17 protein-coding genes, 1 tRNA gene and 4 pseudogenes are annotated in these 23,045 nt (G+C 52.0%); 16 read left to right on the top strand and 6 right to left on the bottom strand.

Annotated elements, in window-relative coordinates:
• From BFF42_RS20620 to BFF42_RS20600, 5 genes are all read left to right on the top strand, one after another.
• Nucleotides 1-286: integrase core domain-containing protein (locus BFF42_RS20620; RefSeq protein WP_000318964.1), on the top strand; the 286-nt coding region annotated here is incomplete at its 5' end.
• Nucleotides 287-438: 152 nt separating this feature from the next.
• A complete protein-coding gene (locus BFF42_RS20615; RefSeq protein WP_000806100.1) occupies nt 439-789 on the top strand; it encodes a hypothetical protein in 351 nt (116 codons plus the stop codon).
• Nucleotides 790-1,482: 693 nt separating this feature from the next.
• Complete coding sequence (locus tag BFF42_RS20610) at nt 1,483-2,094, top strand: hypothetical protein (RefSeq protein WP_001205651.1); 612 nt, start codon at nt 1,483-1,485, stop codon at nt 2,092-2,094.
• A gap of 231 nt (nt 2,095-2,325) precedes the next feature.
• The gene (locus BFF42_RS27990) at nt 2,326-2,511 is read left to right on the top strand and encodes a hypothetical protein (RefSeq protein ID WP_000188903.1); all 186 of its coding nucleotides are present in this window, start codon (nt 2,326-2,328) and stop codon (nt 2,509-2,511) included.
• Between the two features lie 120 nt (nt 2,512-2,631).
• On the top strand, nt 2,632-3,174 hold the full coding sequence (locus BFF42_RS20600; RefSeq protein ID WP_000284447.1) for a plasmid pRiA4b ORF-3 family protein: 543 nt from the start codon (nt 2,632-2,634) through the stop codon (nt 3,172-3,174).
• Here BFF42_RS20600 and BFF42_RS20595 read toward each other — a convergent pair.
• Entirely contained in the window at nt 3,167-3,526 is a 360-nt protein-coding gene (locus BFF42_RS20595) for a hypothetical protein (protein WP_001243001.1), read from the bottom strand. The two genes, BFF42_RS20600 and BFF42_RS20595, sit on opposite strands and share 8 nt — an antisense overlap.
• A 433-nt stretch (nt 3,527-3,959) precedes the next feature.
• Between BFF42_RS20595 and dinD the strand changes: the two genes are divergently transcribed.
• Together dinD and BFF42_RS20585 are read left to right on the top strand one after the other, a co-directional pair.
• Nucleotides 3,960-4,784, top strand: coding sequence for a DNA damage-inducible protein D (dinD, locus tag BFF42_RS20590; RefSeq protein WP_004987253.1), 825 nt, complete (start codon nt 3,960-3,962; stop codon nt 4,782-4,784).
• 291 nt (nt 4,785-5,075) lie between these two features.
• Nucleotides 5,076-5,693, top strand: a complete 618-nt coding sequence (locus BFF42_RS20585; RefSeq protein ID WP_000924289.1) for a trimeric intracellular cation channel family protein — start codon at nt 5,076-5,078, stop codon at nt 5,691-5,693.
• On the opposite strand, the pseudogene ligB reads toward BFF42_RS20585, so the two are convergent.
• Nucleotides 5,690-7,372 (bottom strand): annotated as a pseudogene (gene ligB / locus BFF42_RS20580) (NAD-dependent DNA ligase LigB). The gene BFF42_RS20585 and the pseudogene ligB sit on opposite strands and share 4 nt — an antisense overlap.
• A 257-nt stretch (nt 7,373-7,629) precedes the next feature.
• Between ligB and gmk the strand changes: the two are divergent.
• The 5 genes and pseudogenes from gmk to recG all read left to right on the top strand — a co-directional run bounded on the left by gmk (nt 7,630) and on the right by recG (nt 13,492).
• On the top strand, nt 7,630-8,253 hold the full coding sequence (gene gmk, locus BFF42_RS20575) for a guanylate kinase (protein WP_001295237.1): 624 nt from the start codon (nt 7,630-7,632) through the stop codon (nt 8,251-8,253).
• A 54-nt stretch (nt 8,254-8,307) separates the two neighbouring features.
• Nucleotides 8,308-8,583 (top strand): DNA-directed RNA polymerase subunit omega, encoded by a 276-nt coding sequence (gene rpoZ, locus BFF42_RS20570; protein ID WP_000135058.1) that lies wholly within the window; start codon nt 8,308-8,310, stop codon nt 8,581-8,583.
• Between the two features lie 18 nt (nt 8,584-8,601).
• Nucleotides 8,602-10,709: pseudogene (gene spoT, locus BFF42_RS20565) on the top strand (bifunctional GTP diphosphokinase/guanosine-3',5'-bis pyrophosphate 3'-pyrophosphohydrolase).
• Between the two features lie 6 nt (nt 10,710-10,715).
• On the top strand, nt 10,716-11,405 hold the full coding sequence (trmH, locus tag BFF42_RS20560; protein WP_001070176.1) for a tRNA (guanosine(18)-2'-O)-methyltransferase TrmH: 690 nt from the start codon (nt 10,716-10,718) through the stop codon (nt 11,403-11,405).
• Nucleotides 11,406-11,410: 5 nt separating this feature from the next.
• The gene (gene recG, locus BFF42_RS20555) at nt 11,411-13,492 is read left to right on the top strand and encodes an ATP-dependent DNA helicase RecG (RefSeq protein ID WP_000147773.1); all 2,082 of its coding nucleotides are present in this window, start codon (nt 11,411-11,413) and stop codon (nt 13,490-13,492) included.
• 33 nt (nt 13,493-13,525) lie between these two features.
• Here recG and gltS read toward each other — a convergent pair whose 3' ends face one another.
• The gene (gene gltS, locus BFF42_RS20550) at nt 13,526-14,731 is read right to left on the bottom strand and encodes a sodium/glutamate symporter (RefSeq protein WP_000468833.1); all 1,206 of its coding nucleotides are present in this window, start codon (nt 14,729-14,731) and stop codon (nt 13,526-13,528) included.
• 279 nt (nt 14,732-15,010) lie between these two features.
• On the opposite strand from gltS, the gene xanP reads away from it, so the two are divergent.
• Together xanP and BFF42_RS20540 are read left to right on the top strand one after the other, a co-directional pair.
• The gene (xanP, locus tag BFF42_RS20545) at nt 15,011-16,402 is read left to right on the top strand and encodes a xanthine/proton symporter XanP (RefSeq protein WP_012421418.1); all 1,392 of its coding nucleotides are present in this window, start codon (nt 15,011-15,013) and stop codon (nt 16,400-16,402) included.
• Between the two features lie 120 nt (nt 16,403-16,522).
• Nucleotides 16,523-18,232, top strand: a complete 1,710-nt coding sequence (locus BFF42_RS20540) for an AsmA family protein (protein ID WP_012421430.1) — start codon at nt 16,523-16,525, stop codon at nt 18,230-18,232.
• A gap of 52 nt (nt 18,233-18,284) precedes the next feature.
• Here the strand turns inward: BFF42_RS20540 and yicI are convergent, their stop codons facing one another.
• Together yicI and BFF42_RS20530 are read right to left on the bottom strand one after the other, a co-directional pair.
• The gene (gene yicI, locus BFF42_RS20535) at nt 18,285-20,576 is read right to left on the bottom strand and encodes an alpha-xylosidase (RefSeq protein ID WP_000702880.1); all 2,292 of its coding nucleotides are present in this window, start codon (nt 20,574-20,576) and stop codon (nt 18,285-18,287) included.
• A 9-nt stretch (nt 20,577-20,585) separates the two neighbouring features.
• Complete coding sequence (locus BFF42_RS20530; RefSeq protein ID WP_000834432.1) at nt 20,586-21,968, bottom strand: glycoside-pentoside-hexuronide family transporter; 1,383 nt, start codon at nt 21,966-21,968, stop codon at nt 20,586-20,588.
• Nucleotides 21,969-22,260: 292 nt separating this feature from the next.
• On the opposite strand from BFF42_RS20530, the gene BFF42_RS20525 reads away from it, so the two are divergent.
• Nucleotides 22,261-22,355, top strand: a tRNA-Sec gene (locus BFF42_RS20525).
• Nucleotides 22,356-22,433: 78 nt separating this feature from the next.
• A pseudogene (gene rhuM, locus BFF42_RS20520) lies at nt 22,434-22,562 on the top strand (RhuM family protein); the annotation flags it as partial.
• A gap of 110 nt (nt 22,563-22,672) precedes the next feature.
• On the opposite strand, the pseudogene BFF42_RS20515 reads toward rhuM, so the two are convergent.
• A pseudogene (locus BFF42_RS20515) lies at nt 22,673-23,045 on the bottom strand (IS1-like element IS1X2 family transposase); the annotation flags it as partial.

Below are 23,045 nucleotides of genomic sequence, written 5' to 3'. Positions count from 1 at the left end.
AACACGCCAGTTCGCCCGGATGTTGGGACTTGAACCGAAGAACACGGCGGTGCGGAGTCCGGAGAGTAACGGAATAGCAGAGAGCTTCGTGAAAACGATAAAGCGTGACTACATCAGTATCATGCCCAAACCAGACGGGTTAACGGCAGCAAAGAACCTTGCAGAGGCGTTCGAGCATTATAACGAATGGCATCCGCATAGTGCGCTGGGTTATCGCTCGCCACGGGAATATCTGCGGCAGCGGGCTTGTAATGGGTTAAGTGATAACAGATGTCTGGAAATATAGGGGCAAATCCAGGATGTTATCGCGCTGGCGAAAATACTGGAGAACCGTAACCATATGCCTGCCAGCAACTTCCAGCGCATTATGGGTGATATTGACAAGCCTGTACCAAAGCCTATGACGCTGGCTGAACTGGATGAATTGGTGGGTGAAGAATGAAGCCATACATTCTGGCAGCCGGCCTGATCTCCTCGGCACCGGCACTATCTGCTATCCATTGTGGGGGCTTTACCATACAGCCAGACCGTTATCGGACAACGATTAACGGCGATGTGGTTCATATTGTTGATGCGCAATTTTACGGCGCACCGCGAGACTTTAGCCAGGCCGCCATAAAGTTATTGCCGGATGCCATTACCACTACCGATAGGCAATACCGCCTAGAGACGCAGGGAGGCAATGCCTTGCTTGAGTTGATGACCAGAGAAAACCCGCCACGTGTGCTTAATCGTGAGCGCTGCGATGCCGGGTTAACAAGTTTCGGTTGGTACACTTCTGCGCCGTGATGTTCGTTCCGAGCGCAGCCTAAAATATTGGACTGTTCTTGACGGATTTAAAACTCTAATGGAGCCAAGTCCTTGCCAGTAGCGGGCTAGGAGCCTAATTGTGATTCAGGTCGTCAAAAATATTCAGGTTTGCGGCATTGGTTCGCAGTACGCAGTCCGGTACGCGGCAAAACTGCGCATTTAACGTGCGTACCACCTGACGAATTCTAACGCCGGCATTGCAAACAGATGCGTGCGCAAAATGGCTAAGACGTCTGATATTGCTGGCTTTGGCTCAATCAGTTTGGAGGTGGCGGTATCAGTACGATGCTAATTTTTGCTAAGGTTTTAGTACGCAACTCAGGTACGCACTCTCACCAGATACGAAACCGATTCGCAGTTGCGTACCAGCCTGTAAGGCGCATTATCGCTGGGTTTCTACAGTCGAACGCAGTACGCAAAGTGGAAAATCCTCCGAATACGAAACCCGAGCATTGCGCAGTAAATTGCGAATTGCGCAGTTAACAAAATATCTCCGCAAAACGAAACGGATATCAATGCGCAAACCATCCTCAACCCCCGCGCGGTTACTGGCTTTATTGATGTGAAATTGCAAAATTGGTGCGCAATTTACAGTAAAATACGCATATTATTTCGTATTCAATTTGCGCACCGTTCGCAGTTAATGCGCAGTAATTCGCAGGAGGCCAGCCAGTGAGAGACAGAACGCGCAGCTATACCACCGACCTGCCCCGTATAGGGTTGCCATTCCTTGCGAACATGCGTAGCAGGCTGGCGGATGCTGAACCGGGTACGCAGCTTTATACCCAGACCGAAAGCGGAACGTTGTATGCCTTCCGGCAAGCCGACAGCTACGCCATGACAATCAACGGCGTGACGCGGGCTATTCGCACCACAACCACGAAGGCCGGGTATGGCGTCCGGGAATGGTACGCTTGCCCCCACTGTATGAAGCGGGCTGCAAAGCTGTATATCGGCAAGAAAGACATTGGCTGCCGGGCGTGCTGGAAACTTCACTATAAAAGCCAGAGTGCCGACATACTGGACAGGATGCGCATGAAGATACGCCAGCAGCGATGCGCGATATGGGGCAGCAATGACCTTGCCAATAATCTGTTTAATGACATTCGCATGTTCCCAAAACCAAAGGGGATGCGCTGGGCTACGTTTGACAGGAAGCGGGCAGAGTTATCAGTTATGGAGATGGCTTACTGGCAGGCATTCAGCCCGGTAGTGGACAGAATCACGGGCGTTATTGAGCGTAAAGCAGGAAAAGCAGCCAGAGGCATTGGCCTGACTCTATAAAAGCAAAACGCCCGCACGGGGCGTCAGAGAACGGGATAGACTTCTGCGACAATTTGCATTCGCCGCCAATATAGCAAGCCGTCCACATCAAGCAATAAACTATCACCGGGAGGGGGAGGCCAAATCTCTGCAATCCTGAGCCTTAAGGACTGCCCGCCCCATCGTTTTTTCATACCCGCGAAAAATGAAATTTAATCCGGGCGTGTTTCATCCTTCCAGAGGGTATGACGTATGACACCACGCGAAATAGCCTTATTGACCATCGCCAAACTTGAGCATGGAGGCCACCAGCTTACACAGGCAGATCAACGGGAGATAGAACGCTCAGTTAATGCCGATATAGCCCGGCGCGACAGGTTCCGCGAAATGATGCGAGCACCTGCCTACCAGTGGAAGAAGCCAGCGCCGCGCAGGTAGATACGGGATTATTCCGCATGTAACTTATGCGTATTAAGCAAATTTCCTTTATTCACCTTTACAGAATTGTGAGTACGTCAGTATCGTTATCCTTCCGATTCGCATTTATTCAGGATTTGCATGTACCAGCTAAAGATAACCATCCGAGACAGCAAACCACCTATATGGCGGCGTGTGCTGGTTCCAGAGCAAATCCCCTTTAGTGAACTTCACGCGGTGATCCAGTTGGCTTTTGGCTGGAATGACGAACACCTGTATATGTTCGAGAAAGGGCGTAAAGGTGATCCCGGTAGCGAGTATCGCGTATGGGGTGAGGATGAAAGCATGGGTAATGCGGCAATCACACCACTATGGGCAGCGCTCCAGAATGATGGTGACAAGCTGGTTTACACGTATGACTTTGGCGACTGGTGGGATTGCGTCATTGTGCTGGAGAAGCAAACACACGATACGAGCAATCAGCCCATTAGCTGCCTGCGTGGGAAAGGCACCACCCCAGTGGAAAACTCAGGCGGCTTGCATGGTTACAATGAATTGCTATTACAGGCCAGAGAGTCTGATAATCCTGAGCAGGCCGAGATCCACAATTTCCTGATGCTGGATATTGAGCGCCGGGTTTACGACCTGAGCAGCATCAACGACAGATTGCAGGCTCTTAACTGACCCGCATATATTCGCCTGATATTGCGTTATCAGCGCCGCCAGTATCGCGCATAACAGCGCACTGACCGGGCAAACCGTAGCGCACGACCGTTGCGTTAGTCTCACCGCCGCGCCGTATCTGGCGCGATTCATACACTGTCACCCGCTCAAGCAGTCCACCAGCAACCATGCTTTCCAGTGTGCGCCGGGTTGATTCGAGCTGGTGACGCTTATCGAACGACACCATGCCATGAAGCAGGTAGGCCACACCCGACACATCGAACGGCGGCGCACCAATCTCACCAGTCACCCATTCGAGGTTATCCGGTTCAAAGTAGCTAAGTATCTCTTTTTTGCGGCTGGTCATTCTCATAGCTGGCAGGTTCCTTATTGTGGGATAGCACTATCATACAATAAGGCGCAAAAGATAAGAGGCCAGAACAGCAAGCATGAGAGCATAAAACGAGCAGCCAAAGACAGCGCCTCAAAATACCGTGTACACAAGGGTGTACCTACTGAGAAAATGCATTACAAGAAACACAGCAACCACGGGCGTTTAAAGCCACTACTCAATAAACAGATTCAACTCGTAACGCCAATTCTTACTTTTCAGCCTTCACAAATGCCGCCCACTCAAACAGAGCGGCATTTTTCTTCCCCGCAACTTCAATTCTGTTTTGCGTGCCTGCTCCAGATTTTGCGATGTTTTTTTGCCCAGCACACTGAGAACGTGAGATACTCACAACTGTATATAAATACAGTTACAGATTTACTTTCTTTGCAATCGATATCACATGGAGTGGGCAATGAACGAACATCATCAACCTTTTGAAGAAATACGGCATTATGGCACTGAAGGGCAAGAATTTTGGTCAGCTAGAGAATTGGCACCGTTACTGGATTATCGGGACTGGCGCAATTTTCAAAAGGTACTGGCCCGCGCGACTCAAGCGTGCGAAGCCAGCAATCAAGCTGCATCTGACCATTTCGTTGAAACCACCAAAATGGTTGTATTAGGTTCAGGGGCTCAACGAGAACTTGAAGATGTTCATCTCTCCCGCTATGCCTGTTACCTGGTAGTACAAAACGGCGACCCTGCGAAACCGGTTATTGCGGCAGGGCAAACTTATTTTGCTATCCAGACCCGACGGCAGGAGCTGGCTGACGATGAAGCTTTCAGGCAACTTCGTGAAGACGAAAAGCGTCTTTTTCTGAGAAATGAATTGAAAGAACATAACAAACAATTGGTTGAGGCAGCGCAGCAAGCTGGGGTAGCGACAGCTATCGATTTCGCCATATTTCAGAATCATGGTTACCGGGGGCTGTATGGTGGATTAGATCAGAAAGCTATTCATCAGCGGAAGGGGCTGAAAAAGAATCAGAATATCCTGGATCATATGGGTTCAACAGAACTGGCGGCTAATCTCTTTCGAGCTACCCAAACAGAAGAAAAACTCAAGCGGGATGGCGTGAATTCAAAACAGCAAGCAAACACCACACACTTTGACGTGGGTCGCAAGGTGAGGCAAACCATTCAGGAACTTGGCGGAACCATGCCTGAGGAGTTGCCGACCCCGCAGGTCAGCATCAAGCAGTTGGAAAACAGTGTAAAAATTACAGAGAAGAAATAGCAGAAACTAAAAACTCTTTTTCTTAATTGAGATACCCGATGCGTAAGCCAAAGTCCAGGTGCAGTGAACACAATGGCTAAACATTGCACCTTTCTTTTCCACCCCTCAATTTTAACCTATTTTTTCTTATGCATTTTCTCAGACAAGAACTCAGAATAATGCATCTACGCTACAGAAAATAGCGATTTCACATAACTACAAGTTATCAATTTCCTCTTACCTTAAAAAATCTCAATCGTGACAATGCGCACAAATCGCTACCCTGCCAGACAGATTTTTAGGGAGAGAACCATGCTGTTACACATTTTGTATTTGGTTGGCATCACTGCCGAAGCCATGACGGGGGCGCTGGCGGCCGGACGACGGCGCATGGATACATTTGGCGTAATTATTATTGCGACCGCCACCGCAATTGGCGGAGGGTCAGTGCGCGATATTCTGCTGGGCCACTATCCGCTCGGCTGGGTCAAACACCCGGAATATGTGATTATCGTCGCTACCGCCGCAGTACTCACCACTATCGTTGCTCCTGTAATGCCTTACCTGCGCAAAGTGTTTCTGGTGCTCGATGCGCTCGGACTTGTGGTCTTTTCTATCATCGGCGCACAGGTTGCACTGGATATGGGGCACGGCCCAATTATTGCCGTTGTCGCGGCGGTAACCACCGGCGTGTTTGGCGGCGTTTTGCGCGATATGTTCTGTAAACGCATCCCACTGGTATTCCAGAAAGAGTTGTATGCTGGTGTCTCATTTGCCTCCGCCGTGCTGTACATCGCGCTGCAACACTATGTTTCTAACCATGATGTGGTGATTATCTCCACCCTGGTATTCGGCTTTTTTGCCCGCTTACTGGCGCTACGTCTTAAGCTGGGATTACCGGTCTTTTACTACAGCCACGAAGGTCACTAAGGTTCAAAACCTGTGATCTGCTGGGCAGCCAGCCAACTGCCCAGCTTCTTGATTTGCGCATTTTCCTTCCATTCAATAACCTGTCTGGCGCGCCCAGATCCAGTCCCCGGCAGCTGCTGCCAGAACTGCTCCGTGCTAAATAAAAGTTGCGACTAGGACCGTTCATCACTGGCATTAAGCGCCGCCCGGGTTAGCGGTATTCCCATTGCCATCACCCAGCGAGTAAAAGGCTGCTTACGAGCCAGATTAAACTGATGCCATAACTGCGCACTTTTACTTTTCGCGATCCCCGGCGTGTTCTGTAATTGCTCTGGCGTTAATAAAAGCCAAGAAAAGATATGCTCAAAGCGATGAGTCTGATGCAGCGCGCGCCAACCGGCCTCACCAATGCCATCCAGCCCAAGAACCTGTTTTGACCCCAGCCAGACTAAGCGTGAAATGAACTGTTCCTGACAAACATCAGAAGCAAAGTAGCAGGTCAACGAGTTAAAGCGGTTTTCTGGCGGTGTCGGTTTTGTACGTTCTGCACCGCGCCACACCACATCATCAATGCGAGGAATACCCTGACCGGCAAGGCTGACGAGAATCTGATCACCAGGCGCAATATCCCACTCCTGCCAGCGCCTGACGGAACCAATATTCACCCGCTGGACTTTTTTATCATCCAGCATGACAGATGCGAGTGACGCAACCACCGATATTTTACCGCTCTTACCCACCGCAAACTGAATCGCCTTCACTTCGGCAACCTGAGCTACAGGTTGATATTTCCAAGCCACCAGCCACTCTGCCTGGCCCGGTAGCCAATGGCGGGATTCTGGCTCTTTCGCCGCTCGTACAACTACGCCATCGGTGACGAAGGGTAATTCCGCTTTCCACCACTCATTGCGTACGCGCGCAACTTCATCAGCATTTTTCACCGCACGGGTATACGTCTGCGTTAGAGTAAAACCTGCGGTAGCCAGCTCTTTTAAACGATCAGACATTAACTGCGGTCCATCCGGCCATGCCCAGACAAAAACGCCCAGAGAATTCAGCGTGTCGCTATCGTCCTGGCGCATCATCAAGCCAGCAACTTTTGCGCGGGCATTTATTCCCCCCATTTGTTGTTGGATATGCCCCTCGCGCTGGAGAAATATTTCCCCCTGAAGCGTACTGTTGGCTAAAGGCCCGCTAACGGTTTGCGGCACAGCGGAAATTAAGCTAACTTTCTGCGTCCAGTCCTCGCCTTTCAGGCCATTACCGCGACTGATTGCTTTGTTCAGTTTCCCGTCCCGATAAACCAGGGTTACCGCAACGCCATCAACTTTTGGCTGCACCCAAAGATCGCTACGTTCTCGCATCCACAGACTTAATGCGTTTTTATCCGCCATTTTGCGTACACCCGTATGGGCAACCGGATGCATAACCGCACCATTTAAAGGCGGCATCATCACGTCGCGGGGCTCGCTCACAAAGCAGCGTTGCCACTGCATAAGACGGGCGCTTAACTGATCGTAAACACCGTCTTCCACCTCACTTTTTCCTTCCTTCCAGTAGTCATCGTCCCACTGTTTTATTTGCTGTTGCTGGCGGAAAATTTCTTCCTGTGCTCTGGCTGGCGACCAGGCCGGACAGACCGCCCACACAGATGATTGCCAGCACAAGATACTTATTAATATCGCCATCCATACTTTCATCTTCACCTCCGCTGTAGTCAGGCTGGCAGATATACAACGTGGTGAAGGCAAAGCCGAGTGGCAAAAACGGAGTCTGCGAGGACGCTTCCTGAGAATCGTCTTTATTGCAGTAAATCACAGGCAAATGCGGAAGCAGCTACGCAAAACGCAACAACTTTGCGCAAAAAGTGTGAGCAAGGGCTACGTCACATGGCCGCGCCGTGTATAATAAGCTCGTATGTAGGCTTTATTTCGCTAATCACATACGAAAGATACTCATGGCTCAAGGCACGCTTTATATTGTTTCTGCCCCCAGTGGCGCGGGTAAATCCAGCCTGATTCAGGCTTTATTAAAAACCCAACCGTTGTATGACACCCAGGTTTCTGTTTCACACACCACACGCCAACCGCGTCCTGGTGAAGTCCACGGTGAACATTATTTCTTTGTTAATCATGATGAATTTAAAGAAATGATTAGCAGAGATGCGTTCCTCGAACACGCAGAAGTTTTTGGTAATTACTATGGCACTTCGCGTGAGGCCATTGAGCAAGTACTGGCGACCGGTGTCGATGTTTTTCTCGATATCGACTGGCAGGGCGCGCAGCAAATTCGCCAGAAGATGCCGCACGCGCGGAGTATCTTTATTTTACCGCCGTCTAAAATTGAACTGGACCGCCGTCTACGCGGTCGCGGTCAGGACAGCGAAGAGGTCATTGCAAAGCGTATGGCGCAAGCTGTTGCAGAAATGAGCCATTACGCCGAATATGATTACCTGATTGTGAATGATGACTTCGATACCGCGTTGACCGATTTGAAGACCATTATTCGCGCCGAACGTCTGCGCATGAGCCGCCAAAAGCAGCGTCATGACGCTTTAATCAGCAAATTGTTGGCAGACTGAACCTGATTTCAGTATCATGCCCAGTCATTTCTTCACCTGTGGAGCTTTTTAAGTATGGCACGCGTAACTGTTCAGGACGCTGTAGAGAAAATTGGTAACCGTTTTGACCTGGTACTGGTCGCCGCGCGTCGCGCTCGTCAGATGCAGGTAGGCGGAAAGGATCCGCTGGTACCGGAAGAAAACGATAAAACCACTGTAATCGCGCTGCGCGAAATCGAAGAAGGTCTGATCAACAACCAGATCCTCGACGTTCGCGAACGCCAGGAACAGCAAGAGCAGGAAGCCGCTGAATTACAAGCCGTTACCGCTATTGCTGAAGGTCGTCGTTAATCACAAAGCGGGTCGCCCTTGTATCTGTTTGAAAGCCTGAATCAACTGATTCAAACCTACCTGCCGGAAGACCAAATCAAGCGTCTGCGGCAGGCGTATCTCGTTGCACGTGATGCTCACGAGGGGCAAACACGTTCAAGCGGTGAACCCTATATCACGCACCCGGTAGCGGTTGCCTGCATTCTGGCCGAGATGAAACTCGACTATGAAACGCTGATGGCGGCGCTGCTGCATGACGTGATTGAAGATACTCCCGCCACCTACCAGGATATGGAACAGCTTTTTGGTAAAAGCGTCGCCGAGCTGGTAGAGGGGGTGTCGAAACTTGATAAACTCAAGTTCCGCGATAAGAAAGAGGCGCAGGCCGAAAACTTTCGCAAGATGATTATGGCGATGGTGCAGGATATCCGCGTCATCCTCATCAAACTTGCCGACCGTACCCACAACATGCGCACGCTGGGCTCACTTCGCCCGGACAAACGTCGCCGCATCGCCCGTGAAACTCTCGAAATTTACAGCCCGCTGGCGCACCGTTTAGGTATCCACCACATTAAAACCGAACTCGAAGAGCTGGGTTTTGAGGCGCTGTATCCCAACCGTTATCGCGTAATCAAAGAAGTGGTGAAAGCCGCGCGCGCAACCGTAAAGAGATGATCCAGAAGATTCTTTCTGAAATCGAAGGGCGTTTGCAGGAAGCGGGAATACCGTGCCGCGTCAGTGGTCGCGAAAAGCATCTTTATTCGATTTACTGCAAAATGGTGCTCAAAGAGCAGCGTTTTCACTCAATCATGGACATCTACGCTTTCCGCGTGATCGTCAATGATTCTGACACCTGTTATCGCGTGCTGGGCCAGATGCACAGCCTGTACAAGCCGCGTCCGGGCCGCGTGAAAGACTATATCGCCATTCCAAAAGCGAACGGCTATCAGTCGTTGCACACCTCGATGATTGGCCCGCACGGCGTGCCGGTTGAGGTCCAGATCCGTACCGAAGATATGGATCAGATGGCGGAGATGGGTGTTGCCGCGCACTGGGCTTATAAAGAGCACGGCGAAACCAGTACTACCGCACAAATACGCGCCCAGCGCTGGATGCAAAGCCTGCTGGAGCTGCAACAGAGCGCCGGTAGTTCGTTTGAATTTATCGAGAGCGTTAAATCCGATCTCTTCCCGGATGAGATTTACGTTTTCACACCGGAAGGGCGCATTGTCGAGCTGCCTGCCGGTGCAACGCCCGTCGACTTCGCTTATGCAGTGCATACCGATATCGGCCATGCCTGCGTGGGCGCACGCGTCGACCGCCAGCCTTACCCGCTGTCGCAGCCGCTTACTAGCGGTCAGACCGTTGAAATCATTACCGCTCCGGGCGCTCGCCCGAATGCCGCTTGGCTGAACTTTGTCGTTAGCTCGAAAGCGCGCGCCAAAATTCGTCAGTTGCTGAAAAACCTCAAGCGTGATGATTCTGTAAGCCTGGGCCGTCGTCTGCTCAACCATGCTTTGGGTGGTAGCCGTAAGCTCAATGAAATCCCGCAGGAAAATATTCAGCGCGAGCTGGATCGCATGAAGCTGGCAACGCTTGACGATCTGCTGGCAGAAATCGGCCTTGGTAACGCAATGAGCGTGGTGGTCGCGAAAAATCTACAACATGGGGACGCCTCCATTCCACCGGCGACTCAAAGCCACGGGCATCTGCCGATCAAAGGCGCTGATGGCGTGCTGATCACCTTTGCGAAATGCTGCCGCCCTATTCCTGGCGACCCGATTATCGCCCACGTCAGCCCCGGTAAAGGTCTGGTGATCCACCATGAATCCTGCCGTAACATCCGTGGCTACCAGAAAGAGCCAGAGAAGTTTATGGCTGTGGAATGGGATAAAGAGACGGCGCAGGAGTTCATCACCGAAATCAAGGTGGAGATGTTCAATCATCAGGGTGCGCTGGCAAACCTGACGGCGGCAATTAACACCACGACTTCGAATATTCAAAGTTTGAATACGGAAGAGAAAGATGGTCGCGTCTACAGCGCCTTTATTCGTCTGACCGCTCGTGACCGTGTGCATCTGGCGAATATCATGCGCAAAATCCGCGTGATGCCAGACGTGATTAAAGTCACCCGAAACCGAAATTAATGTTTTATGAACCCAACACGTTATGCACGCATCTGCGAAATGCTCGCCAGGCGGCAGCCTGATCTGACCGTCTGCATGGAGCAGGTCCACAAACCTCATAACGTTTCTGCGATTATTCGTACCGCAGATGCCGTTGGCGTACATGAAGTTCACGCCGTCTGGCCTGGTAGCCGCATGCGCACCATGGCTTCGGCAGCGGCGGGTAGTAACAGCTGGGTACAGGTGAAAACACACCGCACCATTGGCGATGCCGTCGCTCATCTCAAAGGCCAGGGCATGCAGATTCTGGCAACCCATCTTTCTGATAACGCTGTCGATTTCCGCGAAATTGATTACACTCGCCCGACCTGCATTTTGATGGGACAGGAGAAAACGGGCATCACGCAGGAAGCATTGGCCCTGGCGGATCAGGACATCATCATTCCGATGATCGGCATGGTGCAGTCGCTGAATGTTTCCGTTGCCTCAGCCCTCATTCTTTACGAAGCCCAGCGTCAGCGGCAAAATGCAGGCATGTACCTGCGTGAAAACAGCATGTTGCCGGAAGCAGAGCAACAACACCTGTTGTTTGAAGGCGGCTATCCGGTGCTGGCGAAAGTCGCAAAACGCAAAGGCCTGCCTTATCCCCACGTCAATCAGCAAGGCGAGATCGAAGCTGATGCCGACTGGTGGGCTACTATGCAGGCTGCAGGGTAAGTGCCATGACAGGTCGCCTGTTAGATGCTGTCCCACTCAGTTCCCTAACGGGCGTTGGCGCAGCACTTAGTAACAAACTGGCGAAAATCAACCTGCATACCGTGCAGGATCTACTCTTACACCTTCCCCTGCGCTACGAAGATCGCACCCATCTCTACCCCATCGGAGAACTACTGCCGGGCGTTTATGCCACGGTGGAAGGCGAAGTGCTGAACTGCAATATCTCCTTCGGCGGTCGGCGGATGATGACCTGCCAGATCAGCGACGGTTCCGGCATCCTCACCATGCGCTTTTTCAATTTCAGCGCGGCAATGAAAAATAGCCTGGCGACGGGCCGCCGTGTACTGGCTTATGGCGAAGCAAAGCGCGGTAAATATGGTGCGGAGATGATCCACCCGGAATACCGCGTGCAGGGCGATCTCAGCACGCCAGAATTACAGGAAACGCTCACGCCGGTTTATCCAACAACGGAAGGCGTAAAGCAGGCCACGCTGCGTAAATTAACCGACCAGGCGCTGGATCTGCTCGACACCTGCGCCATTGAAGAACTCCTGCCGCCGGAACTGTCACAAGGAATGATGACGCTACCGGAAGCGTTGCGCACTTTGCACCGCCCGCCACCGACGCTACAGCTTAGCGATCTGGAAACCGGGCAGCATCCGGCGCAACGTCGTCTGATTCTGGAAGAACTGCTGGCGCACAACCTCAGCATGTTAGCCTTACGTGCCGGAGCACAGCGTTTTCATGCCCAGCCGCTGAGCGCCAATGATGCGCTGAAAAATAAACTCCTCGCAGCCTTACCGTTCAAGCCAACGGGCGCACAGGCACGCGTAGTGGCGGAGATCGAGCGCGATATGGCGCTGGATGTGCCGATGATGCGCCTGGTACAGGGCGATGTAGGTTCCGGTAAAACGCTGGTCGCCGCCCTCGCCGCGCTGCGTGCGATTGCCCACGGCAAACAGGTGGCATTGATGGCACCAACCGAATTACTCGCCGAACAGCACGCCAATAACTTCCGCAACTGGTTTGAACCGCTCGGTATCGAAGTGGGCTGGCTCGCCGGTAAGCAGAAAGGCAAAGCGCGACTGTCTCAGCAGGAAGCCATCGCCAGCGGTCAGGTGCAGATGATTGTTGGTACGCACGCCATCTTCCAGGAACAGGTGCAGTTTAACGGTCTGGCGCTGGTGATTATCGACGAACAACATCGCTTTGGCGTGCATCAGCGTCTGGCGTTATGGGAGAAAGGCCAGCAGCAAGGCTTCCATCCGCATCAGTTGATCATGACCGCCACGCCGATCCCCCGCACGCTGGCAATGACGGCGTATGCCGATCTCGATACCTCGATGATAGATGAGCTGCCGCCAGGCCGCACGCCAGTGACTACGGTCGCTATTCCTGATACCCGCCGTACCGACATCATTGACCGCGTGCGCCATGCCTGCATAACTGAAGGTCGTCAGGCGTACTGGGTTTGTACGTTGATTGAAGAGTCAGAGTTACTGGAAGCGCAGGCGGCGGAAGCTACCTGGGAAGAGTTGAAACTGGCGCTACCAGAATTGAATGTTGGCCTGGTACACGGGCGGATGAAACCAGCCGAGAAACAGGCGGTGATGGCGTCGTTTAAACAAGGTGAGCTACATCTGCTGGTTGCCACTACCGTTATTGAAGTCGGTGTTGATGTGCCTAACGCCAGCCTGATGATTATCGAAAACCCTGAGCGTCTGGGTCTGGCGCAGTTACACCAGCTGCGCGGGCGCGTAGGTCGTGGCGCGGTGGCTTCTCACTGCGTGCTGCTCTACAAAACGCCGCTTTCTAAAACGGCGCAAATTCGCCTGCAAGTGCTGCGCGACAGTAACGACGGTTTTGTGATTGCGCAAAAAGATCTGGAGATTCGCGGCCCTGGCGAATTGTTAGGCACGCGTCAGACGGGTAATGCTGAATTTAAAGTGGCGGATTTACTGCGCGATCAGGCGATGATCCCGGAAGTTCAGCGCCTGGCGCGACATATTCACGAACGTTACCCACAACAGGCAAAAGCCTTGATAGAACGCTGGATGCCGGAGACAGAACGTTACTCGAATGCGTAAAAGGCGGCGGTGAGAAGACCGCCGCTTCATCGGTTAACCGGCAAAAATCGGCAACATCAAATACAACTTAATTACCAGCGCATTGACGATATCGATAAAGAACGCACCGACCATCGGCACCACCAAAAACGCCATGTGCGACGGGCCAAAGCGTTCAGTGATCGCCTGCATGTTGGCGATTGCCGTTGGCGTTGCACCGAGGCCAAAACCACAGTGACCCGCAGCCAGCACTGCCGCATCGTAGTTTTTGCCCATCATGCGCCAGGTAACGAAGATGGCATACAACGCCATGAAGATGGTCTGTACCACCAGAATCGCCAGCATCGGCAGCGCCAGCGAAGCCAGCTCCCACAGTTTCAGCCCCATCAACGCCATCGCCAGGAACAACGACAAGCTTACGTTACCCAGCACGGATACCGCACGCTCAAAGACGCGGTAAAAGCCCATTATTGACAGACCGTTGCTCAGAATCACGCCAACAAACAGTACACAGACGAAGGTCGGCAGTTCAAAAGCAGTGCCAGCCAAAAGTTGCGCAACAATTTTCCCCACCGTCAGGCAGATAGCAATCAGCGCGATAGTTTCAATCAGCACCAACGAGGTGATCATGCGTCCCACATCCGGCTTTTCAAACGCCGTCGGGACTTCCTGGTCATCCGGAATACCGTTCGGCGTGGTGGAGTGTTTCACCAGATAGCGCGCCACCGGACCGCCAATCAAGCCGCCCAGCACCAGACCGAACGTTGCACAGGCCATCGCCACTTCCGTCGCATTGGTGAAGCCATAACGTTCAATGAACAATTTACTCCATGCAGCGCCCGTACCGTGACCGCCGGAAAGCGTAATAGAACCGGCCAACAGCCCCATCAGCGGATCAAGCCCTAACAGGCTAGCCATACCAATGCCAATGGCATTTTGCATCACCAACAGACCAACAACCACAATCAAGAAGATGCCAACCACACGCCCACCGGCACGCAAACTGGCAATGTTGGCGTTCAGGCCAATGGTGGCGAAGAAAGCCAGCATTAACGGATCGCGCAGGGACATATCAAAGTTGACTTCCCAGCCCATGCTTTTTTTCAGTACTAGTAGCGCCAGCGCCACCAACAAACCACCCGCAACAGGTTCCGGTATGGTGTATTTCTTCAAAAAGGAGACGGAATGGACCAACTTACGCCCGAGCAGCAACGTCAGCGTTGCGGCAACAAGCGTTGCTAAAGTATCGAGATGAAACATAGTTACTCCTTTGTATCCGCATCACTCTTTCATACTCGTCATACTTCATCGCGCAGTGGCAACTTCATGAACTATGACGGGTATCGAGTTATGCTTTCCTGGGTCAAATTCTCAGCTGTTAATGAACAAATGGCATGGATTTTAAGCAGAAAAATACCAAAAGTTATATAAAAAAGTGCATTTATCTCATTTAAATATTTAGATGATGATGTGGCAAACGTTTGCTTTTCTCTTTCGGTCAGCTAAAATGCCCGCTTTGCTACCACGGGATTGTTTTCGATGTCTGTTTCCACCCTCGAGTCAGAAAATGCGCAACCGGTTGCGCAGACTCAAAACAGCGAACTGATTTACCGTCTTGAAGATCGTCCGCCGCTTCCTCAAACCCTGTTTGCCGCCTGTCAGCATCTGCTGGCGATGTTCGTTGCGGTGATCACGCCAGCGCTATTAATCTGCCAGGCGCTGGGTTTACCGGCACAAGACACGCAACACATTATTAGTATGTCGCTGTTTGCCTCCGGTGTGGCATCGATTATTCAAATTAAGGCCTGGGGTCCGGTTGGCTCCGGGCTGTTGTCTATTCAGGGCACCAGCTTCAACTTTGTTGCCCCGCTGATTATGGGCGGTACCGCGCTGAAAACCGGTGGTGCTGATGTTCCTACCATGATGGCGGCTTTGTTCGGCACGTTGATGCTGGCAAGTTGCACCGAGATGGTGATCTCCCGCGTTCTGCATCTGGCGCGCCGCATTATTACGCCGCTGGTTTCTGGCGTTGTGGTGATGATTATCGGCCTGTCGCTAATTCAGGTTGGGTTAACGTCCATTGGCGGCGGTTACGCAGCCATGAGCGATAACACCTTCGGCGCACCGAAAAATCTGCTGCTGGCAGGCGTGGTCTTAGCCTTAATTATCCTGCTTAACCGTCAACGTAACCCTTACTTACGCGTGGCCTCACTGGTGATTGCGATGGCGGCCGGATATGCGCTGGCGTGGTTTATGGGCATGTTGCCAGAAAGCAACGAACCGATGACGCAAGAACTGATTATGGTGCCAACGCCGCTCTATTACGGTCTTGGCATTGAATGGAGTCTGCTGCTGCCGCTGATGCTGGTCTTTATGATCACTTCGCTGGAAACCATTGGCGATATCACGTCGACCTCTGACGTTTCCGAACAGCCAGTGTCCGGTCCGCTGTACATGAAACGCCTGAAAGGCGGCGTGCTGGCAAACGGCCTGAACTCGTTTGTTTCGGCGGTGTTTAACACCTTCCCGAACTCCTGCTTCGGGCAAAACAACGGAGTGATCCAGTTGACTGGTGTTGCCAGCCGCTATGTCGGTTTTGTCGTCGCGCTGATGTTGATCGTGCTGGGTCTGTTCCCGGCAGTGAGCGGTTTTGTACAACACATTCCAGAACCGGTTCTGGGCGGCGCAACGCTTGTAATGTTTGGCACCATCGCCGCCTCCGGTGTGCGTATCGTTTCTCGTGAGCCGCTGAACCGTCGGGCGATTCTGATTATCGCGCTGTCGCTGGCGGTTGGTCTGGGCGTGTCTCAGCAGCCGCTGATTTTGCAGTTTGCCCCTGAATGGCTGAAAAACCTGCTCTCCTCCGGGATCGCCGCGGGCGGTATTACTGCCATCGTGCTGAATCTGATTTTCCCACCAGAAAAACAGTAATTCACTGGCGGCGGTAAGATAATTACCGCCGCAGTCTCACCTCTTTCACCATTCCCGCCTTGAGGATTGCGCGTAAATCGTGCATAACTCTCTTATGTGCATTTCACGGGATGGAAGACCATGAAATTTATTGGGAAGCTGCTTCTCTACATTCTCATCGCTCTGTTAGTGGTGATCGCTGGCCTCTATTTTCTTCTGCAAACCCGCTGGGGAGCAGAACATATCAGCGCATGGGTTTCCGAGAATAGCGACTATCATCTGGCCTTCGGGGCGATGGATCACCGTTTTTCCGCGCCATCTCATATCGTGCTGGAGAATGTCACGTTTGGTCGTGATGGTCAGCCCGCGACCCTGGTGGCCAAAAGTGTCGACATTGCGCTAAGCAGTCGGCAACTGACCGAACCACGCCATGTCGATACCATCCTGCTGGAAAACGGGACGCTGAATCTCACCGACCAGACCGCGCCGCTACCGTTCAAAGCTGATCGTCTGCAACTGCGTGATATGGCGTTTAATAGCCCGAATAGCGAATGGAAACTGAGCGCGCAGCGGGTAAATGGCGGCGTAGTTCCGTGGTCACCAAAAGCCGGTAAAGTGCTGGGTACGAAGGCGCAGATTCAGTTTAGTGCCGGATCGCTTTCGCTCAATGATGTTCCTGCCACCAATGTACTGATTGAAGGCAGTATTGATAACGATCGCGTTACGCTGACTAACCTGGGTGCCGACATCGCCCGCGGGACATTAACCGGAAACGCGCAGCGTAACGCCGACGGCAGCTGGCAAGTGGAAAACCTGCGCATGGCGGATATACGTCTACAAAGCGAAAAATCGCTAACCGACTTCTTTGCGCCATTACGCTCTGTCCCGTCGTTGCAGATTGGTCGCCTGGAAGTGATCGATGCTCGTTTGCAAGGTCCGGACTGGGCGGTGACCGACCTCGATCTCAGCTTGCACAACATGACCTTCAGTAAAGATGACTGGCAGACACAAGAAGGCAAACTGTCGATGAACGCTAGCGAGTTCATTTATGGTTCGCTGCATTTATTTGACCCGATTATAAACGCGGAATTTTCCCCGCAGGGCGTAGCGCTGCGCCAGTTCACCAGCCGCTGGGAAGGGGGTATGGTCAGAACGTCAGGGAACTGGCTGCGTGACGGGAAAACGTTGATCCTTGATGATGCGGCAATTGCCGGGCTGGAATATACCTTGCCGAAAAACTGGCAACAGTTGTGGATGGAAACGACACCCGGTTGGTTAAACAGCCTGCAACTGAAGAGATTTAGCGCCAGCCGCAATCTGATCATTGATATCGACCCTGACTTCCCGTGGCAGCTCACCACGCTCGATGGTTACGGTGCCAACCTGACGCTGGTTACCGATCATAAATGGGGCGTCTGGAGTGGCTCGGCGAATCTGAATGCCGCCGCCGCGACATTCAATCGTGTTGATGTTCGTCGCCCGTCGCTGGCGCTGACCGCCAACAGCAGCACGGTGAATATCAGCGAACTGAGTGCATTTACTGAAAAAGGCATTCTGGAAGCCACTGCCAGTGTTTCACAAACGCCACAACGTCAGACCCATATCAGCCTGAATGGACGCGGTGTGCCGGTGAATATTTTGCAACAATGGGGATGGCCTGAATTACCGTTGACTGGCGACGGCAATATTCAGCTTACCGCCAGTGGAGATATTCAGGCCAATGCCCCGCTGAAACCTACGGTTAGCGGGCAATTGCATGCCGTGAACGCCGCAAAGCAGCAAGTGACTCAAACCATGAATGCTGGCATCGTTTCCAGCGGTGAAGTTACGTCGGCAGAGCTGGTGCAGTAAACATCAATCTCGCCGGGTACGACTCAGACGTACCCGGCATTCCATCAATAGATTACAACGTAATTGTCAGCGCATTCCCTTGAGGCTTCACCACCAGCCCCTGCTCACTTTCAGCCTGCGAACCGTCTTGCAGACCATTTACTTTCACAACATTGCGCAGGCACAGTGTCCAGTTCTTCGCCTCGCCCGCACCAGTCACAGTAATCGTGTTGCCAGTACGTGCTGCTTTTAAAGTAAAGATCACCGATCCGTCAGCAGCGGGCACTTCACAGACGGCTTCATGCCCGTCTTGCAGATTAAAGAGGTGGAATGCCGTGCCTTCGTGCCACGCGTAATCGGGACGTTGATCGTTGTTGCCCAGCGCCAGTAGGGTGTTATCACGCACATAAATGGGCAGACTCAGGAAGCTGTGCTGCTGTTTATGCCAGCAACAACCGTCGAGCTCATCGTTGTGCCACAGGTGTGTCCAGCGACCTTCCGGCAGGTAGAACTGCACATCGCCCGCTTCAGTGAACACCGGCGCAACCATCACGTTGTCGCCTAACATGTATTGACGGTCAAGGTAATCATAAGCCGGATCGTCCGGGAACTCCATCATCATGGCCCGCATCATCGGCGTACCCCGCGCGTTTGCACGCGCAGCTTCACGATACAGATACGGCATCATGCGGCATTTCAGTTGCGTGAAGAAGCGCACCACATCACAGGACTCATCATCGTAGGCCCACGGCACACGATAAGATTTGCTACCGTGTAAACGGCTATGGCTGGAGAGCAAACCAAACGCGCACCAGCATTTGTAAACGTGCGCCGGAGCGGTATTTTCAAAGCCGCCGATATAGTGGCTCCAGAAGCCAAAACCTGAAAGGCCAATAGACAAACCACCGCGCAGGCTTTCCGCCATTGATTCGTAGTTAGCGTAACAATCGCCACCCCAGTGTACCGGGAATTTCTGCGCACCGACGGAGGCCGAGCGGGCAAACAAGACAGCTTCTTCCTCACCAACGGTGTCCTTGAGCACGTTCCACACCAGTTCGTTGTAGATGTGCGCATAATGGTTATGCATTTTCTGCGGATCGGAACCGTCAAACCACTGAACATCAGTTGGGATACGTTCGCCAAAGTCGGTCTTAAAGCAATCAACGCCCATCGCGACCAGACCTTTCAGTTTGTCGGCGTACCATTTGCAGGCATCCGGATTGGTAAAGTCATAAATCGCCAGACCTGGCTGCCATTTATCCCACTGCCATAGCGAACCGTCCGGGCGTTTGAGTAAATAGCCTTTCTCTTGTAACTCTTTAAAGACGGGGGATTTTTGACCGATATAGGGGTTAATCCAGACGCAGATTTTCAGCCCTTTCGCTTTCAGGCGGCGGATCATCCCTTCCGGGTCCGGGAAAGTCAGCGGGTCCCACTCAAAATCGCACCACTGGAAGGCTTTCATCCAGAAACAGTCAAAGTGGAAAACATGCAGCGGCAGATTGCGTTCCGCCATACCATCGATAAAGCTGTTTACCGTCGCTTCGTCGTAGTTGGTGGTAAATGAAGTGGTTAGCCACAGGCCGAAGGACCATGCGGGCGGCAGCGCCGGACGACCAGTAAAACGGGTATAACGATCAAGTACCGCTTTCGGCGTCGGACCGTCGATAACAAAGTATTCGAGATATTCGCTCTCAACGCTGAACTGCACTTTGGAGACTTTCTCCGATCCCACTTCAAAAGAGACACTCTGGGGGTGATTGACCAGCACCCCATAGCCACGGTTAGTCATATAGAACGGGATATTTTTATACGCCTGTTCAGTACTTGTGCCGCCGTCCCGGTTCCAGGTCTCTACCGTCTGACCATTGCGCACCAGGGCAGTAAAACGCTCTCCCAGACCATAAACTGTTTCGCCAACGCCAAGATCAAGCCGCTCAAACATATAATTTCGTTGATTATTCGTGTCCTGACCGGTAATACGTTCACCGTTGCGCAGAAAATCGAGTGACCAGAACTCACCTTTGCTGACACGCGCGCTTAAGTTGCCACTTTTAAACTCAGCATAACGTTCTGTGTTTTCGATTGTGACCTTCACGTCCTGCAAAATATTGAGCGGATAATGAGGACCGTTATTCAGCGCTCCCTGAAAATGCTCAATCCGCACACCGACAATACCTTCCTGTGGGGAGAAAAAGCGCAGCGTAAATAAAGGCGTATCAAGCTGCCAGGTACGTTCACGCACATCACGGGGGGCAGCATAGACCACCATTTCATTATCCTGCTGTTCAACCTCGAACACCTGAAGCGGGTGAATCAAATTGAGGCCAGGTTGAATCAACCAGTTTCCATCGCTAATTTTCATTGCCGTTCCTTAGTTCTGCACTTCTTGAGAGGTGAATTGTTGCTGGCAACGGCGTTTACCCTGAGCCAGCTGTTCCATAACGGTTTTCAGATTGTGCGTCGTGAGTGAGTAGTAGCGTTTAGCGATAATCGCGCTCAGCAAATAACAGATCGCCGGAACAATCGTGAATAGCGCAATAATGATGCTAATCGTGGCGCTGTTCTGCGCTTTTTCTGCCGCATCATATCCGCCATAAGCCAGCATCCAGCCGATAAGAGCGCCGCCGAAGGCCAACCCCAGTTTGAGCACAAACAGCGTGCCAGCAAAACTGATCCCGGTCAGGCGTTTACCATTGCACCACTCGCCGTAGTCGACGGTATCGGACATCATTACCCACTGGATAGGTGTCACCAGTTGATGCAACACACCAATCACGAAGATGAAGACAAACATAGTGATGCTGGCCTGCATGGGAACAAAGAACATCGCGAGGCTAATCACTGCCAGCAGGGCGTTCGTCCACCAGAAGATAGTGACTTTACATTTCCAGTCGGTCAGAGGTTTTGCCAGTGCGGAACCAATCAGGTTACCCACGCAATAAGTGGTGAGAAAAGCGACAAACACTTCCGGCGTGCCCAAAATCCATGTGACGTAATACATCATCGCCCCACCGAGTACGCACACCGCCAGGATATTGAAAATGGTTAGTAAACCGACAATCCGCCACTGGTCGTTTTGCCAGATATCACGTAAATCTTCCCGCATAGACGTTGTTGTAGGTGGTGCTTCAACGCGTTCTTTAGTGGTGAAGAAACAAAATGCCAGCATCATGAATGCCACCACGGAAAGGACCGCGATACCGCCCTGGAAACCGAGTGGTTTATTATCACCGCCAATTAAATTAACCAGTGGCATCATCAGAACAGTAGAAAGCATGCCTCCCGCGGTCGCCAGCACAAAACGCCAGGATTGCAGCGAGATACGCTGAGTCGGGTCATTGGTGATTACACCACCCAATGCGCAGTAAGGGATATTGACGACGGTATAAAGTAAGGTAAGTAGGGTGTAAGTAATTGCTGCATAGATCATTTTGCCGTTCATACTGAGATCTGGCGTGCTATAGGCCAGTACACAGACGATCCCGAATGGCAGTGCGCCAAACAGTACCCACGGACGAAATTTACCCCAGCGAGAGCGCGTTCGATCGGCCAACAACCCCATGCAAGGATCGGAAATCGCATCCAGTGCACGAGCGACCAAAAACATGGTTCCGACAAAACCGGCAGGAATGCCAAAAATATCGGTATAAAAGAACATCATATATAACATTACGTTATCGAAAATAATGTGGCTGGCGGCGTCTCCCATGCCATAACCAATTTTCTCTTTAACGGACAACACTTCACTCTTCATCTGCTTTTCCTTGATGCTATAGGGGTGCTGAGACCGATAACGCATTTTGTAAACCATCCCTGTGAGAGCGAATATTCCGATATCTGGTTATTAATTTATGATTCTTGTTTTATGTGATCGTGGTAGCGTTAATTCCGCTCATATATCATTGTAAAATATGGGTTTTATATGAACTATAATGCTTTCGTGATAATACGCTGCGTGTATTAGGCGGAAAAAACTGATCTGGGGGATGTAGAAACTCAAGGAAGTAGCTATAATGCGCCCCGCCTCCATGTAGCAATCGAGGCGCGGAAGATCGTCGTCTCCGGTGAGGCGGCTGGACTTCAAATCCAGTTGGGGCCGCCAGCGGTCCCGGACAGGTTCGACTCCTGTGATCTTCCGCCAAAATGCCTCTTCTGACGTTCTCCAACCCCTTGTAATACTGTCAATCCAGATATTTTCTACTGCTCAATATTCAATCGGCTTCAGGAATACCTGGTCTAAGGTTTTGTGATGGACGATGAGCGGCTGAAGAATCCGCCTGTCGGTTCTTCTGTCCTCGAACGCATCCGCGATATGCGCGCCAGCATGTGCCGTGTTTATTTGCAGGTGATTTGCCCCCTGCTGGCTCTCAGCCAACTGTATCGCCATTAAGGTGAAGATGTTGTTTTACACGCTCCATAACACCCTTTTTTATACGACTATTCGGTAATGACTCCAACTTACTGATAGTGTTTTATGTTCAGATAATGCCCGATGACCTTGTCATGCAGCTCCACCGATTTTGAGAACGACAGTGACTTCCGTCCCAGCCTTGCCAGATGTTGTCTCAGATTCAGATTATGTCGCTCAATGCGCTGAGTGTAACGCTTGCTGATAACGTGCAGCTTTCCCTTCAGGCGTGATTCATACAGCGGCCAGCCATCCGTCATCCATACCACGACCTCAAAGGCCGACAGCAGGCTCAGAAGACGCTCCAGTGTGGCCAGAGTGCGTTCACCGAAGACGTGCGCCACAACCCTCCTCCGTATCCTGTCATACGCGTAAAACAGCCAGCGCTGACGTGATTTAGCACCGACGTAGCCCCACTGTTCG

It is taken from the genome of Shigella sp. FC1661 (assembly GCF_001712525.1).
Lineage (GTDB): Bacteria > Pseudomonadota > Gammaproteobacteria > Enterobacterales > Enterobacteriaceae > Escherichia > Escherichia coli.
This window is presented reverse-complemented; position numbering and strand designations above follow the sequence as displayed.